The organism is Curtobacterium sp. AC272, assembly GCF_979258155.1.
This window is the reverse complement of sequence record NZ_OZ409838.1, coordinates 1,209,061-1,225,604: the sequence shown is the minus strand read 5'-3', so window position 1 is coordinate 1,225,604 and position 16,544 is coordinate 1,209,061. Positions and strand designations below refer to the sequence as shown.

Here is a 16,544-nt window from a genome sequence, read left to right as displayed (position 1 = left end):
CCCCAACCAGGATTCCTGACTCCACCGCCTCACCAGCGGGGGAGATCCGAGGATCAGGTGGCGGGTGCGCTCGCCAGGATGAGAGACACGCATGCGCAGGCACGCGTCGCAGCGCGGTACCCGGGTACCGACCGCAGCGAACAACTGGACACGACGGATCATCGATGCTGGCGACCGAGCTCGACGACGAGCATCGGACGATCGGCGTCTCCTCCTGCGCGGCAGTGTCATCGCCACGGTGACGGCGCTCGTCGCCGCCACCGTGGCGATCCAACCGGCGGCGGCGGCACAGACCGACGTCGCCGAGGGCGAGGGCGTCCTGCTCAGCGGCTCCGGGATCGTCAACGTCGACGACATCGCCCAGCTCGGTGGCGCGTACTCCGCACGCGGGGTGACCACGGGCGGCGGCACCACGAACCAGCCGCTGAACCTCACCGCCCTGAACGCGGTGGGCGTGGACCTGGGCAACGACATCGACCTGCTCGGCACCAACGGCATCCTCACGCTCGGGGTGGACGGGCAGTACGCCACCACCTCGGCATCGGGGGCCACGGCGTCGTCCGGCCTGCTGACCAACGACGGCGGCATCGGGGTCGGCACGGGACTCGGCACCGGAGCCAGCACCCTGAACCTGAACCCGTTGTTCTCGCGGGTGGGCGCGGACACCACGGTGCTGTCGAACGCGCAGCTGCAGATCGGTGCCCTGGCGTCCCGCATCCAGTCCACGCGCGGCGCCACGGTCGGCACCACGACCGACTACCGCATCGCCGGCGCGAACCTGAACCTCACCAGCCCCGCGGTTGCAGGCCTGACGACGTCGCTGCGGACCGACCTGCGCACGCTCTCGAACTCCGTGAACACCACGGTCGGGGCGAACGGCGCGCTGTCCGGCACGACGACGGCGCTGACCGCCGAGCTCCAGCGGCTGCTCCGGTCCACGGCCCTCGGACTCGTCAACCTCAACGGCACGAACGTGACCGCCTCGGTCAACCTCAACCTCGACGGCACGCTCGAGCAGGTGCTCGCACAGCCGCTGACGGACGGCGCGGTGACGATCACGCCGGCGACCGGCGCGATCACCGTCGACCTCGACAAGCTGACGACACTGAACAACCAGCCGGCGAACACCCCGGTGCTGACCGAAGCGGCCGTCAGCTCGATCAACCAGAGCATCACGACGATCCTCGGCACCCAGCTGCCGACGGCGCTGCAGACCGCCGTCGTGAACACGATCAACTCGACCGCGGTGGCCGTGAACGTCACCGCCAACGTCAACGCGGCCGGCGTCCCGCTCACCGCCCTGGCGCTCCGGGCGGACACCACGCTCGGCGCCCTGGCCGGCACCGCCCCGGCGAACGCCACCGTCACCGCGACCGGCGGCCCGCTCGGGCTGACCGTCCTCGGGAACCTGCTCGCCCCCGCCGTGAACTCCATCGTGGTCCCGGCACTGCAGACCATCGTGCGGCCGCTCGTCACCGGCACGGCCCTGACGACCCTCGGCACCACGCTCACCGCGACGACCACCGCGGTGTCCACGCTGCTGCGCCCCGTCGTGCTGCTGCTCCGCCAGGTGGTCGACCTGACCGTGAACGCACAGGACACCACCACCGGCTTCCGCGACGCGCGCGGGTACGACCCGGGGTCGCGCAGCGTGCACGCCCTCCGGCTCTCGGTGCTGCCGGGCGCGAACGTCGCCACCGTCGACCTCGCCACCTCGACCGTCCGCGCGACGGCCATCGCTCCGCCGACCATCACGGCCCCGACGGCGAACCAGCAGTTCAGCGTCCCCTCGGCCTCGTCCACCCGGAGCATCACCGTCAGCGGTGCCGGTGAGCCGGGCGCGACCATCGCCGTGAGCCTCGGCGGCGGACGCACCGGCACGGCCACCGTGGCGGCGAACGGCACGTGGACGACCTCGATCCCGAACGTCCCGGTCGGCGACCACACGGCTACGGCGAACCAGACGGTCAACGGGACGGCGGCGGGCTCCGCGGCCCAGACCTTCTCGGTCGTCGCACAGCAGGCACTGACCATCACGACCCCGACGGCCGGTCAGACCTTCACGACCACCGGGACGACCACGCCGGTGACCCTGACGGGCACGGCGACCGCCAACGCGCGGATCGACGTGGACCTCGGTGGCGGCCGGACGGCGACCACCACGGCGAACGGCAGCGGCGCCTGGAGCGTCACCGTGCCCGGCGTCCCCGTGGGCGACCAGACCGCGAGCGTGACCCAGACGGTCGGCGACACGACCTCGAGCCCCGTCACCCGCGCGTTCCGCGTCGTGGCCGCCGCGGGCCTGACGGTCGACACCCCGACGGCGGACCAGGACTTCCCGCTCGCGGGCGACACCCGCTCCATCCCGTTCTCGGGCAGCGCGCAGCCGGGGGCCCGCGTGGACGTGGACCTCGGCGACGGCCTGACCGCGACCACCACGGCGAACGCCGGCGGCACGTGGTCGACGAGCGTCACCGGCGTCCCCGCGGGTGACCGCACGGCGCAGGTGACCCAGACGGTCGGTGGCACCACGAGCAGCCCGGTCGAGCGCGACTTCACGGTGACGGCGGCTCCGGGGCTGACCATCGACGAACCGGCCGACGGCAGCACGATCACCGTCGCGGACGCGACGTCGACGACCCCGGTCACGGTCTCCGGCTCCGCCGCCCCGAACGCGCGGGTCGCGGTCGGCATCGGCGGCTCGTTCACCACCGCGGTGGACGCGGACGACGACGGCGACTGGACGGCGACCTTCGTGGGCGTCCCGACCGGCGACCGCACGGTCACGGCACGGCAGACCGTCGACGGCACGACCTCGGCGCCGGTGACCTCGACCTTCACCGTCGCGGCCGGTGACCCGATCGCGATCACCTCGCCCGACGACGGTGACGTGGTCACGGTCCTCGACGCGGACACCACGGCCGATCTCGGGCTGACCGGCACGGCCGAGGGCGGAGCCGAGGTCCGGGTCTCGCTCGGTTCCGGGCGCACCGCGACGACCACGGCCGAGGACGACGGCTCGTGGACCGTCACCGTCCAGGACGTCCCGGTCGGTCGGTACACGATCGCGGCGACGCAGACGGTGAACGGCACCACCTCGCCCGCCGTCCGTCAGGTCGTCACCGTGCAGGCGGGCGCTCCGCTCGCCGTGACCGCCCCGGTGCAGGACGCGACCGTCACGGTCGCGACCGACGACTCGGAGGTGGACGTCACGGTGCGGGGGACCGCCCAGCCGGACGCCGACGTCGAGGTCGTCCTGGACGACGGCGACGCGGTCGCCACGACGGCGAACGCGCAGGGCGCCTGGTCGGTGACCCTGTCGGACGTCGGCACGGGCGACCACACCGCCTCGGTCACGCAGACCGTCGGCGGAGCGACCTCGGCGCCGATCGACCGCGACTTCACGGTCGAGGCCGGCGACGCCCTGGTCATCGAGGCTCCGGGCGATGCGCAGGAGATCCCGGCGGGCACCGGCGGACAGGCGAACGTCGTCGTCCGGGGGACCGCCGAGCCGGGCGCGACCGTCGCTGTGACGATCGACGACGCGGACGCCGTCGAGGTGGTCGCGGACACGGCGGGCAACTGGGCGGTCCCGAGCACCCAGCTCGGCATCGGCGACCACACCGTCACCGCGGTCCAGACCGTGAACGGCACCGACGGTCCCGTCGTCACGCGGGACTTCACCGTCGTGCCGGGCAACGCGATCGTGATCGACACCCCGGCGAGCGGCACCCGCTTCGTCGTGGTCGACGACGACGCCACCGCGACGGTCCGGATCACGGGCTCGGCCGAACCGCTGGCCGCCGTCTCCGTCTCGGTCGGACCGGGCACGCAGTTCACCACGACCGCGGACGCCGACGGCGCGTGGGCCGTCGACGCCACGGGACTCGCCCCCACGGGTGTGTACACGGTGACGGCGAGCCAGGAGATCGAGGACGTCGTCACGAGCGCGATCCCGACGACGTTCCAGGTCGTCACGGCGAACGCACTGACCATCACGGCTCCGAGCGCGGACCCGATCACCGTGGCCGGCCCGGACGTCGAGCGCGACGTCACCGTCTCCGGCACCGGTCAGCCCGGAGCCCGGGTCACCGCGTCGACCGACGGCGCGGACGACCAACTGGACACGATCGCGGCCGACGGGACCTGGTCGGTGACGTTCCCGGACCTCGGCGTCGGACCGCACCCCGTGTCGGTGACGCAGACGCTCCCGGGCACCGTGTCCGACCCGCGCACGTCGGCACCGGCCCAGCGCACGATCACGATCGAGGCCGCCGACGCGGTGTCGGTGACCTCGCCCGACGCCGACGACGTCCTGCTCGTGCCGGACGCGGACGCGACGCGTGACGTCGTCGTCTCGGGGACGGCGGAGCCGGACGCGCCGGTCACGGTGCGGCTCGGCGGCAGCACGCAGACCACCACCGCGAACGGCGACGGTGACTGGACGGTCACGTTCGGTGGGGTCGGTGTCGGTACCCCGACGCTCACCGCGACCCAGACCGTTGGCGGGACCACTGCCTCCAGTCCGACCCAGACCGTCACGGTGCGGGTGGGGACGGCCCTGACCATCGCGACCCCCGAGGACGGCGACGTCCTGACGGTCGCGGACGCGGCGGGCACCGCCGACGTCGCGGCGAGCGGCCTCGCGCAGGCCGACGCCGAGGTCACGGTGCGGCTCTCCACCGGCGCGACCCAGACGGTCAGGGCCGACGACGACGGCGCCTGGCGGGCGACGTTCGCGGACGTACCCGTGGGCGACCACCGCGTCACCGCGACCCAGGTCGTCGGCGGCCGGACGTCGTCGCCGGTCACGGCGGCGGTGTCGGTCCGTGCTGGTTCCCCGCTCGTCGTCTCGATGCCCGCCGCTGCCACCACCGTCACGGTCGCCGACGGCGACGCCACCACCGACGTCGACTTCGCCGGCACCGGCCAGCCCGGCGCGACCGTCACGGTCGACCTGGGCGACGGCGGCAGCGCTACGGCACGGGTCGACCAGCAGGGACGGTGGTCGACCACGGTCGACGGCGTGCCGACCGGGTCGTGGACGGCCTCGGTCACGCAGGCGGTCAACGGCACCACGAGCGCCGCGGTCGAACGACCGGTGTCGGTCGTGGCCGCCGCCGCGCTCACGATCCGGCAGCCGGGCGACGACCCGATCACGGTCGCCGACGACGACGCCACGACGACCGTGACGGTCGCCGGCGACGCCGAGCCGGGCTCCACCGTGACGGTCACGGTCGACGACCGCGACCCCGTCGAGGTCACCGCGGGCGACGACGGCTCGTGGACGGTCGACGTCCCCGACCTCGGAGTCGGCGAGCACACCGTCGAGGTGACCCAGACCGTCGACGGCTCCACCTCGACCACGCCGGCCTCGACCACCTTCGAGATCGTGCCGGGCGCCCCCGTCGTGATCGACGAACCGACCGTCGGCCAGGAGTACACGGTCGCCGGTGAGGACGCGACCACCGCCGTCGACGTCAGCGGCACCGCACAGCCCGGAGCGACCGTCGTGGTCGACCTCGGCGGCGGCCGCAGCGAGTCGACCACCACGGACGACGACGGCGCCTGGAGCGTCACCGTCCCCGGGGTGCCGGCCGGCAACCGGACCGTGAGCGTCACCCAGCGCGTGGGCGACACGGAGTCGGCTCCGGTGACGGTCCGCATCCGCGTCCTCGTCGCCGCCCCGATCACGATCGCCACGCCGGCGGACGGTTCGACGGTGCGGGTCGCGCAGCGTGACTCGGTCGTCACCCTCACCGCAGGCGGCGCGGCCGAGCCCGGTGCGCAGGTCCGCGTCACGATCGACGGGGGCGACCCCACGACCGTGACCGCGACCGACGCGGGCACCTGGACCCTCGCGCTGCCCGGCCTGGACGTCGGGGAGCACACGATCCGCGCGACCCAGACGGTCGACGGCTCCACGTCCGAGCAGGTCCGGAGCACCTTCACGGTGGCCCCCGGTGCCGCCCTGACCGTGACCGCCCCGGCCGACGACGCGACCTTCACCGTGCCGGACTCCGACCCGACCGCGACCGTCCCGGTCAGCGGCCAGGGCCAGCCCGGCGCCGACGTCCGGATCGTCCTGGACGACGACGACCCGGTGACGGTTCGGGTCGGGTCCGACGGCCGCTGGTCGACGAGCCTGACCGGCGTGCCGGCTGGTGACCACACCGTGTCGGTCACCCAGGTCGTGAACGGGACCACGTCGTCCCCGGTCGAGCGCGACGTCACAGTGGTGGTCGCCGAGGCGGACGCGATCGTCGTCACGGCTCCGGCCGACGGCACCGCGTACCGCGTGCTCGGCGGACGGACGGACGTCCGCGTTGTCGGCACCGCGGCGCCGAGCGCCGCGGTCTCGGTGCGCATCGACGGCGGCACCGCGGTCACGACGACCGCGGACGACGACGGCGACTGGGCGGTCACCGTGCCGGACGTCCGCACCGGTCCGCACACGATCGCCGCCAGCCAGACGGTCGACGGCGCCACGACGGACGCGCCGGAGGTCGGCTTCCGGGTGACCGCGGCGACCCCGGTCGCCGTGACGAGCCCGACCGACGGACAGGTGGTCCCGACGACCGGGACGACCGCGTCGATCCCGGTGAGCGGCACGGCCGAGCCCGGGGCGACGATCACGGTCGGCATCGACGGACGGACCGCGACGACGACCGCCGGCGACGACGGGTCGTGGACGGTCACGATCGGTGGCGTGCCGGCAGGCGAGCACACGGTGTCGGTGACGCAGACGGTCGGCGGTCGGACCTCCGACCCGGTGACCAGCGCCGTCACCGTCGTGGTCGCCCAGGCGACCGACATCACGATCACCAGCCCGACCCCGGGTCAGCTCATCCCCGCGAGCGGTCCCGGCGACACCGGTTCCTTCACGGTGACCGGGCACGCGACCCCGGGGACGACGGTGACGGTGACCCTGTCGAACGGCCAGGTTCGCACCACGACCGCCGACGCGGACGGCGACTGGAGCGTCACGTTCGACCGCGTGCCCGAGGGTGCGTGGACGATCCGTGCGACCCAGTCCGTGAACGGCACGACGACCGCCGCACCCGAGGTGCCGATCGTCGTCGACGCGGTGGACCCGCTCGCGGTCACGTCGCCCACGCCGGGCGCGCACCAGACGGCCTCGGCCGCCGGGTACGTCGACTGGCTGGTCACCGGCACCGCCGAGCCGGGAGCGACCGTCACGGTCGTCGCCGACGACGGGACACCGGTCACGACGACGGCGGACGAGACCGGCGCCTGGTCGGCGACGGTCCGGCTCGCGGTCGGTCCGCACACCCTCCGGATCACCCAGACGGTGGCGGGTGCGACCTCGGCCGTCCAGACGATCAGCGTCGTGGTGGACGCCGCCACGGTGACGCCGGGTGACCCCGGGAGCCCGGGTGACCCGGGGACGCCCGGAACCCCGGGGAACCCCGGAACGCCCGGAACGCCCGGAACGCCCGGCCTGCCGGGCACGCCCGGTGCGCCCGTCAACCCGGGCAACGGCACGGGTACCGGCACCGGGTCCGGCACCGGCCCCGGCGGACTCGCCTGGACCGGCGCGGAGGTCGCCCCGATCGCCGGGACGGCAGCCGGACTCGTGGTCCTCGGGTTCCTGCTGCTGGGGCTCTCCCGCCTGGCCAGGGGTGCCCGCCGCCGCAGCCGCGGCTGAGCCCGAGCAGCGTCACGCACCGCGCCTCCTGTCCGACCCCGTGTCGGCCGGGAGGCGCGGTGCCGTCCGTGCGCTCGGCCCACCCCGCGCAGGCGGTCCGGTCCAGTGCCCGTGGACCTGTGGAGGGGCACGCAGGTGTCGGTCGTCCCGGCTACCCTGGTCGCGTGGTCACCGCCCTGTATCGCCGTTACCGGCCCGAGAACTTCGCCGAGCTGATCGGGCAGTCGCAGGTCACCGACCTGCTCCGCACGGCGCTCCGCACCAACCGCGTCAACCACGCCTACCTGTTCAGCGGTCCGCGCGGCTGCGGCAAGACGACCTCGGCCCGCATCCTGGCGCGGTGCCTCAACTGCGCCGAGGGGCCGACCGACACTCCGTGCGGCGTCTGCCCGAGCTGTGTCGAGCTCGCCCGTGACGGCAGCGGTTCGCTCGACGTCATCGAGATCGACGCCGCGAGCCACAACGGTGTCGACGACGCGCGCGACCTCCGTGACCGCGCCGTGTTCGCCCCCGCGCGCGACCGCTACAAGATCTTCATCCTCGACGAAGCGCACATGGTCACCCCGCAGGGGTTCAACGCGCTGCTCAAGCTGGTCGAAGAGCCCCCGGAGCACGTCAAGTTCATCTTCGCGACGACCGAGCCGGAGAAGGTCATCGGCACCATCCGGTCGCGTACCCACCACTACCCGTTCCGGCTCGTGCCGCCCGCGGTCATGCTCGAGTACATCGAGCAGCTCTGCACGCAGGAGTCGGTGACGGTCGCACCCGGCGTCCTGCCCCTGGTCGTGCGCGCCGGCGGCGGTTCCGTCCGCGACACCCTGTCCCTGCTCGACCAGCTCATCGCCGGCAGCGAAGACGGCGCGATCGCCTACGAGCGTGCGGTCGCCCTGCTCGGCTACACCGACGCTGCGCTGCTCGACGACGTCGTGGACGCCCTCGCCGTGGCCGACCCGGCCTCGGCCTTCGCTGCGATCGACCGGGTCGTGCAGACCGGTCAGGACCCGCGTCGGTTCGTCGAGGACTTGCTCGAGCGACTGCGCGACCTGATCGTCGTCGCGGCGACGAACGAGAGCGCCGCGGCGGTCCTGCGCGGTGTCTCGCCGGACGAGCTCGACACCATGACCCGGCAGGCCGGTGTCTTCGGTGCCACCGGGTTGTCCCGTGGCGCGGACATCGCGAACAAGGCGCTGACCGACATGACCGGAGCGACCTCGCCCCGGCTGCACCTCGAGCTCATGACGGCGCGCATGCTCGTGCCCGAGGCCGACGACACCCAGCGGGGCGCCCTCGCCCGGGTCGAGCGGCTCGAGCGCCGCGTCGGTGTCGGGGACGCCGGCGGACACCAGGCACCGTCCGGCGCGGTCGCGGCGCAGGGTCCACCCAGCCGGCCGCCACCAGCACGGCGCCCGCACCGGCCCCGTCGTCGGCTGCGGCACCGCGTCGGCAGGAGCCCGCCGCGCAGCAGGGCCCCGCCGTCCAGCAGGCCCCGGCGGCGCAGCAGGCTCCCGCCGCGCAGCAGGCTCCCGCCGCGGCGTCGGCGAACGCGGCTCCGGCGGCGCAGTCCGACGCCGGCAGTGCGGCACGTGACGCCGCAGCCTCCTGGGCCGCAGCCGTCCCGAGCGCTCCCGAGCCTGCTGCTCCGACCATCCCGGCCACCGAGTCCGTCAGCGCCTCGACACCCGTCAGCGCCTCGTCCACGGGCCAGGGCACGACGATCGGTGACGAGCCGGCGGTCCGGACCGTCGGCGCCGTGGGCTTCCAGCAGATGCGCGACGCCTGGCCGCAGATCGTCGAGCACGTGCAGCACGCCAAGCGGTCGGCGTGGTCGGTGGTCGTCACCGCACAGGTGACCGCGCTGCGCGACGACGTGCTGACCCTGACCTTCCCGAGCCAGCAGGACGTCGCCTCGTTCAAGGAGATGTCCGACCCCTCGGCCAGCGTGAGCGAACTGCTCCGCGCCGCGATCATGGACGTCATCGGGCTCCGCGTGAAGTTCGTCGCCCGCGGTCCCGGAGGCCCTGGTCAACAGCGCACCCCGGCCCCCACACAGCAGCCGTCCGCGCCGGCCGGTCGTCCGGCACCGGCGAGCCAGCCCGCTGCGCAGCCGCGGGCGTCGTCGGCGCCGCAGTCCGCCGCGCCCGCTCCGACGTCGGCCCCGGCCTCCGAGGCTGTTGCAGCCACCGGGGATGGTCGAGCCGCCCCTGCCGAGGCCGCCGCCTCCGCAGCGCCCGCCACGACGGCGGCAGCCGAAGCCGCGGCGTCCACGCCGGAGTCCGGTCCCGCCGCCACCGAGCCGGAGCCCCGTCCGGCGCAGGCACCTGCTCCGGCGCAAGCACCCGCTCCGGCGCAGGCACCCGCTCCGGCGTCGGCACCCACTCCCACGGGGGCGCCGGCTGCCGAGCAGGCGCCGGCTGCCGAGCAGGCGCCGGCTCCCGCTGCTGCGTCGGCACCCGCTCCCGCACCGTCCGGCGCACCCGTCACCGACTGGGCGGTCGCGACGATCCCCGCGAGCGACCCCACCGCCGACGCCGTGCCCGAGTCCGTCGAACCCGGCTGGGCGGCCCCTTCGGCACCGCTCCGGCTGCCGCGCCCGTCGCCCCGGCCGAGTCCGTCGACCCGCAGCAGCCCCGGTCCGAGGCACCCGCGCAACCCGCCGGTGCCACCGCACCGCAGGGGGTGCAGCCGACCGACGGTGGACCGCAGGCGGCGTCGTCGGCGGTCGCCGCGCCTCCCGGAGGACCCGTCGTACCGGGCGTGCCCGTCGACGACTACCCGCTGGACGACGAACCGTACGACGACGGCGCGCCGTTCCCGGACCCCGGTCACGGCCGATCCGCCGCAGCACCCGCGCAGGCGCCGGTCGCCCCGCGCGCGCAGACCGCTCCGCCGGCCGCACCGCGGACCGCACCACCGGCACGTCGTGCGCCGGTCGCCGGTCGCTACGGTGAGGCCGTGGTGCGTGAGATCCTCAATGCCCAGTTCATCGAGGAGACCGCTCTCCACCAGGACGGTGCCTGATGTACGACGGGATCGTCCAGGACCTCATCGACGAGTTCGGTCGCCTGCCGGGCATCGGGCCGAAGTCGGCGCAGCGCATCGCCTTCCACATCCTGCAGACCGAGTCGTTCGACCCGTCGCGGCTGTCCGAGCTGCTGGCGGACGTCAAGGAGCGCGTGCGCTTCTGCGAGATCTGCGGCAACGTCACCGAGAACGTCCAGTGCAGCATCTGCCGCGACCCGCGCCGGTCGCCGGCCACGATCTGCGTGGTGGAAGAGGCGAAGGACGTCGCGGCGATCGAACGCACCCGTGAGTTCCGCGGGCTGTACCACGTGCTCGGTGGCGCGATCAGCCCGATCGACGGCATCGGCCCGGACGACCTGCGGATCCAGCAGCTCATGACGCGCCTGGCCGACGGCACGGTCGAAGAGGTCATCATCGCGACCGACCCCAACCTCGAGGGCGAGGCGACGGCGACCTACCTGAGCCGGCTGCTCGTCCCGATGGGCATCCGGACGACCCGGCTGGCCTCGGGCCTGCCGGTCGGCGGCGACCTCGAGTACGCGGACGAGGTCACGCTCGGCCGCGCGTTCGAGGGCCGTCGCGTCGTCGGCGGCTGAGCTCCACGCAGGATCGTTGCGTGTGGGGCGGCTCGCACGCAACATCCTCGAAACACCTACTACCATTGTGAGACCGCGTGACCTCGCGGTGTCGCCGTCTCCGGGAGTACCAGCCAGTGGCCTTGATCGTGCAGAAGTTCGGTGGATCCTCCGTCGCGGACGCCGAGAGCATCAAGCGCGTGGCGAAGCGGATCGTCGAGACGAAGAAGGCCGGCAACGACGTCGTCGTGGCGGTCTCGGCGATGGGCGACACCACCGACGAACTCGTCGACCTGGCGCACTCGGTCACCCCGATCCCCGCCGGCCGTGAGCTCGACATGCTCCTGACCGCGGGGGAGCGCATCTCGATGGCGCTGCTCGCGATGGCGATCAAGAGCCTCGGGGTCGAAGCATCGTCGTACACCGGCAGCCAGGCGGGCATGCTCACCGACGCGCAGCACGGCAAGGCGCGCATCGTCGACGTCACCCCGAAGCGCGTGCGCGAGGCGCTCGACTCCGGCCACGTCGCCATCGTCGCGGGGTTCCAGGGGTTCAACCGCACGACGGGCGAGATCACCACGCTCGGCCGTGGCGGCTCGGACACGACGGCCGTCGCGCTCGCCGCCGCGCTCGACGCCGACGTCTGCGAGATCTACACCGACGTCGACGGCATCTTCACCGCCGACCCTCGTGTCGTGCCGAAGGCGCGCAAGGTCGACCGCATCACGAGCGAGGAGATGCTCGAGCTCGCGGCGTCCGGCGCCAAGGTCCTCTACATCCGTGCCGTCGAGTACGCCCGCCGGCACGGCGTCACCCTGCACGTCCGGTCCTCGTTCAACAACACCGAGGGCACCATCGTCTACAACCCTGCCGAGGGGGAAACCGTGGAAGAACCGATCATCACCGGGATCGCCGGAGACCTCTCCGAGGGGAAGATCACCGTCGTGGGCGTCCCGGACCAGCCGGGCAAGGCCGCCGAGATCTTCACCAACGTCGCGCGTGCCGGGGCGAACATCGACATGATCGTCCAGAACGTGTCGGCGGCGTCGACCGGGCGGACGGACATCTCGTTCACCCTGCCGAAGGACCAGGGCCAGACCGTGCTCACGGCGCTCGAGGTGGCGAAGTCCGACATCGGCTACGAGAGCATCCAGTACGACGACCAGATCGGCAAGCTCGCCCTGGTCGGTGCCGGCATGCGCACCAACGCCGGCGTCTCGGCGAAGCTCTTCCGTGCGCTGCACGACGCGTCGATCAACATCGAGATGATCTCCACCTCGGAGATCCGCATCTCGGTCGTCACCCGCGCCGACACCCTCAACGAGGCGATGCGGGTCGTGCACAGCGCGTTCGACCTCGACGCCGATGCCGAAGCCGTCGTCCACGCCGGCACCGGCCGCTGACCCACGCTGACCCGCTGAACCAGGAGCACCGCATGAGCACCCTCACCGTCGCCGTCGTCGGCGCCACCGGACAGGTCGGCGCCGTGATGCGTCGTCTGCTCGAAGAGCGCGCGTTCCCGGCCGACCAGGTCCGGTTCTTCGCGAGCGCCCGGTCCGCCGGCACGACCCTGCCGTTCCGCGGCGAGCAGATCGTGGTCGAGGACTCCGAGCTGGCCGACCCGTCGGGCATCGACATCGCCCTGTTCTCGGCCGGTGCGACCGCCTCGCGCGCCCTCGCGCCGAAGTTCGCCGCCGCCGGGGCGCTCGTCGTCGACAACTCGAGCGCCTGGCGCATGGACCCCGAGGTCCCCCTCGTCGTGAGCGAGGTCAACCCGCACGCGATCGACCAGGCCCCGAAGGGGATCATCGCGAACCCCAACTGCACCACCATGGCGATCATGCCGGTGCTCAAGGTGCTGGACACCGAGGCCGGGCTCCGCCGTCTGGTCGCGACGACCTACCAGGCCGTCTCCGGCTCCGGGCTCGCCGGCGTCGAGGAGCTGCTCGGCCAGGCGCGTGCCGCCCTCGAGCAGGACACCGCAGCGCTCACCCACGACGGTTCCGCCGTGACGTTCCCCGAGCCGGTCAAGTACGTCCGCCCGATCGCCTTCGACGTCGTGCCGCTCGCCGGCAGCATCGTCGAGGACGGCCTGGGGGAGACCGACGAGGAGAAGAAGCTCCGCAACGAGAGCCGCAAGATCCTCGAGCTCCCCGACCTGCTCGTCGCCGGCACGTGCGTGCGTGTGCCGGTCTTCACCGGCCACTCCATCTCGGTGCACGCCGAGTTCGAGCGTCCGCTGTCGCCCGAGCGTGCGACCGAGATCCTGTCGAGCGCACCCGGCGTGGAGCTGTCGGACGTGCCGACGCCGCTGCAGGCCGCCGGCCAGGACCCCGCGTTCGTCGGCCGCATCCGTGCCGACCAGTCCGCGCCCGAGGGGCGTGGGCTCGCGCTGTTCGTCAGCAACGACAACCTGCGGAAGGGTGCAGCGCTCAACGCGGTGCAGATCGCCGAGGCGATCGTCGCGCGCCGCACCGTCGCCGCGTAGCGGCACGGCTGCGCGGAGCGGCACGGCCGCGCGCAGCGACTCGGTCACCGCGCGCGGCTGACCGGCCTGTCGGTCGACGCCGGTAGGATCGAAGGGTGGCAGTGAAGCAGGTGGACCCGATCGATGTCGTCCTCGTCGGGGGAGGCATCATGAGCGCCACCCTCGGCGCGATCATCCACCGGCTCGAGCCCTCGTGGAAGATCCGCGTGTACGAGCGTCTCGGCGCCGTGGCGCAGGAGTCCTCGAACCCATGGAACAACGCCGGCACCGGGCACTCCGCGCTCTGCGAGTTGAACTACACGCCCGAGCTCGCTGACGGTCGCGTCGAGATCGCGAAGGCCGTCACGGTCAACGAGCAGTTCCAGGTCTCGCGGCAGTTCTGGTCGCACCTGGTCGAGACCGGTACGCTGCCCGACCCGTCGAACTTCATCAACCCGACCCCGCACATCTCCTTCGTCTGGGGTGCGGACAACGTCGAGTACATGCGCAAGCGGTACGAGGCCATGCGGGGGCATCCGCTGTTCGCCGGGATCGAGTTCTCGGACGACCCCGCCCAGATCCGCAAGTGGGCGCCCGCGCTCATCCCCGGTCGCAAGAAGGACCAGCCGATCGCGGCGACCTACTCGGCGGCGGGCTCCGACGTCGACTTCGGGTCGCTCACTCGGCAGCTCTTCGACCAGCTCGAACTCGACGGTCTCGAGTTCGAACCGAACCACCAGGTCAAGAACATCTCGCGGGGCAAGGACTTCGACGGCTGGGCGCTCGACGTCCTGAACGAGGTCGGTCGGTCGACGCAGAAGATCGCCGCGAAGTTCGTCTTCGTCGGTGCCGGTGGTGGGGCCCTGCAGCTGCTGCAGAAGTCCGGCATCCCGGAGATCCGCGGGTACGGCGGCTTCCCGGTCTCCGGCGAGTTCCTGCGCACCGACGATCCCGAAGTCGTGCAGAAGCACGCAGCCAAGGTCTACGGCAAGGCCAGCGTGGGGGCGCCGCCGATGTCGGTGCCGCACCTGGACACCCGCATCGTCGACGGCAACGCGTCGCTGATGTTCGGGCCGTACGCCGGGTTCAGCCCGAAGTTCCTGAAGCAGGGGTCGCTGCTCGACCTGTTCAAGTCGATCCGACCGCACAACCTGCGCCCGATGCTGAGCGTCGCGTTCTCGAACTTCGACCTGGTGCGCTACCTGATCGGCCAGCTGCTCGCCTCGAAGCAGACCAAGTTCGACGCGCTGCGCGACTTCATGCCGAGCGCCGAGCCCGAGAACTGGCACAAGATCATCGCGGGCCAGCGGGTGCAGGTCATCAAGCCGGACAAGGACAGGGGCGGGGTGCTGCAGTTCGGCACCGAGGTCATCACGGCCGCCGACGGTTCGATCGCCGGACTCCTCGGGGCCTCGCCAGGGGCGTCGACCGCGGTGCCGATCATGCTCGGCCTGCTCCGGAAGTGCTTCCCCGACCGTTGGGACGGCTGGCAGGACGCCGTTCACGAGATGGTCCCGACCTACGGGCAGGACCTCGGCGACGACGCCGCCCTGGCCGACGCCACCCTCGAGCGCACGGCGAAGGTGCTCGGCCTGCACCACTGAGCGGCTCCGGCTTGCGGCCCGTTCGAACATGTGTTCGAATGACGGCATGCGGTGGAGTGGACAGGCGATCGATGCCGAGCAGAGCGATGCACTGCCGGGCATGGAGTCGAACAGCGGGTTCGTGCGGAGTGTGACGACGCCCGAGTTCGCGGGCGTCACGTTCCACGAGGTCCTGGCGAAGAGCGCGCTGAACCGGGTGCCGAGCGCCGACGGTTCCGGCACCTACGGGTGGACCATCAACCCGTACCGGGGCTGCAGTCACGCGTGCGTGTACTGCTTCGCACGGCCGACGCACACCTACCTCGAGTTCGACGGCGGGGCCGACTTCGACCAGCAGATCGTCGTGAAGACGAACGTGGCCGACGTCCTGCGGCGTGAGCTCGGCAAGCCCACGTGGGACCGCCACCCGATCGCGCTCGGCACGAACACCGACCCGTACCAGCGTGCCGAGGGTCGGTACCGACTGATGCCCGGGGTGATCCAGGCGTTGGCGGACAGCCGCACACCGTTCAGCATCCTGACGAAGGGCACGCTGCTCCGGCGTGACCTGCCGCTCCTGGCCGAGGCGGCGAAGGTGGTGCCGGTCGACCTCGCGATGTCGATCGCCGTGTACGACGACGACCTGCAGCAGTCGGTGGAGCCCGGCACGCCCACGACGGCTGCGCGGCTCGCCACCGTGCGGGCGATCCGCGACGCCGGGCTCGACTGCGCGGTGTTCCTCATGCCCGTGCTGCCGTACATCACCGACACCCGTGCACACCTCGACGACGCCGTCGGTCGGGCTGCGGCGGCCGGTGCCACGAGCGTCATGTACTCCGCGCTGCACCTGCAGCCGGGCGTGAAGCCGTGGTGGTTCGAGTGGCTCGGACGCGAACGGCCCGACCTGGTGGCGCGCTACCGGGCGATGTACCTCGACAACACCTTCGCGCCGAAGGACTACCGCCGCTGGCTGTCGGCGCGCATCCGACCGATCCTGGCGGCGCACGGCGTCGGCCTCGGACGCGTCGACCCGGCGACGGGGTCGATGGGCTTCTCGGACCCCTCGACGGTGCCGCAGGAACAGTCGATCCCCACGACGTCGCCGCTCAAGCGCGCGGATCCGGGCTTCGACCGCCGTCTGCTCCGACCGGTCGCGACGCAGACGTTGTTCTGAGCAACGAAGGTTGCGCGTTCGGGGGACATCGGACCGTCGTGGGGGCCGGTATCAT

9 protein-coding genes are annotated in these 16,544 nt (G+C 72.7%); 8 read left to right on the top strand and 1 reads right to left on the bottom strand.

Features of this window, described 5'->3' with window-relative positions:
- Positions 1–91: 91 nt before the first annotated feature.
- Complete coding sequence (locus ACZZ0J_RS06035) at positions 92–7,669, top strand: choice-of-anchor G family protein (protein ID WP_463435476.1); 7,578 nt, start codon at positions 92–94, stop codon at positions 7,667–7,669.
- 164 nt (positions 7,670–7,833) lie between these two features.
- Entirely contained in the window at positions 7,834–9,519 is a 1,686-nt protein-coding gene (locus ACZZ0J_RS06030; protein ID WP_463435474.1) for a DNA polymerase III subunit gamma and tau, read from the top strand.
- A 172-nt stretch (positions 9,520–9,691) separates the two neighbouring features.
- On the opposite strand, the gene ACZZ0J_RS06025 is transcribed toward ACZZ0J_RS06030, so the two are convergent.
- On the bottom strand, positions 9,692–10,189 hold the full coding sequence (locus tag ACZZ0J_RS06025) for a hypothetical protein (protein WP_463435472.1): 498 nt from the start codon (positions 10,187–10,189) through the stop codon (positions 9,692–9,694).
- A 234-nt stretch (positions 10,190–10,423) separates the two neighbouring features.
- Here ACZZ0J_RS06025 and ACZZ0J_RS06020 point away from each other — a divergent pair, with 234 nt between their 5' ends.
- The 6 genes from ACZZ0J_RS06020 to ACZZ0J_RS05995 all read left to right on the top strand — a co-directional run bounded on the left by ACZZ0J_RS06020 (position 10,424) and on the right by ACZZ0J_RS05995 (position 16,489).
- Positions 10,424–10,687, top strand: a complete 264-nt coding sequence (locus tag ACZZ0J_RS06020) for a hypothetical protein (protein WP_463435470.1) — start codon at positions 10,424–10,426, stop codon at positions 10,685–10,687.
- Complete coding sequence (gene recR / locus ACZZ0J_RS06015) at positions 10,687–11,286, top strand: recombination mediator RecR (protein WP_111084231.1); 600 nt, start codon at positions 10,687–10,689, stop codon at positions 11,284–11,286. Before ACZZ0J_RS06020 ends, recR begins: the two co-directional genes overlap by 1 nt.
- A gap of 116 nt (positions 11,287–11,402) precedes the next feature.
- Entirely contained in the window at positions 11,403–12,668 is a 1,266-nt protein-coding gene (locus ACZZ0J_RS06010; RefSeq protein WP_194646376.1) for an aspartate kinase, read from the top strand.
- Positions 12,669–12,700: 32 nt separating this feature from the next.
- Positions 12,701–13,753 carry an aspartate-semialdehyde dehydrogenase gene (locus ACZZ0J_RS06005; RefSeq protein WP_123292140.1) on the top strand — a complete coding sequence of 351 codons (1,053 nt, stop codon included), beginning with the start codon at positions 12,701–12,703 and terminating at the stop codon, positions 13,751–13,753.
- 95 nt (positions 13,754–13,848) lie between these two features.
- On the top strand, positions 13,849–15,336 hold the full coding sequence (locus tag ACZZ0J_RS06000) for a malate:quinone oxidoreductase (protein WP_463435467.1): 1,488 nt from the start codon (positions 13,849–13,851) through the stop codon (positions 15,334–15,336).
- Positions 15,337–15,382: 46 nt separating this feature from the next.
- Positions 15,383–16,489 (top strand): Rv2578c family radical SAM protein, encoded by a 1,107-nt coding sequence (locus ACZZ0J_RS05995; protein WP_463435466.1) that lies wholly within the window; start codon positions 15,383–15,385, stop codon positions 16,487–16,489.
- Positions 16,490–16,544 lie beyond the last annotated feature (55 nt).

What these genes read in the sequence shown, in the direction of transcription:
- ACZZ0J_RS06005 (WP_123292140.1), top strand. Translation starts at nt 12,701, where the DNA reads ATGAGCACCCTCACCGTCGCCGTCGTCGGCGCCACCGGACAGGTCGGC.
- ACZZ0J_RS06035 (WP_463435476.1), top strand. Translation starts at nt 92, where the DNA reads ATGCGCAGGCACGCGTCGCAGCGCGGTACCCGGGTACCGACCGCAGCG.
- recR (WP_111084231.1), top strand. Translation starts at nt 10,687, where the DNA reads ATGTACGACGGGATCGTCCAGGACCTCATCGACGAGTTCGGTCGCCTG.
- ACZZ0J_RS05995 (WP_463435466.1), top strand. Translation starts at nt 15,383, where the DNA reads ATGCGGTGGAGTGGACAGGCGATCGATGCCGAGCAGAGCGATGCACTG.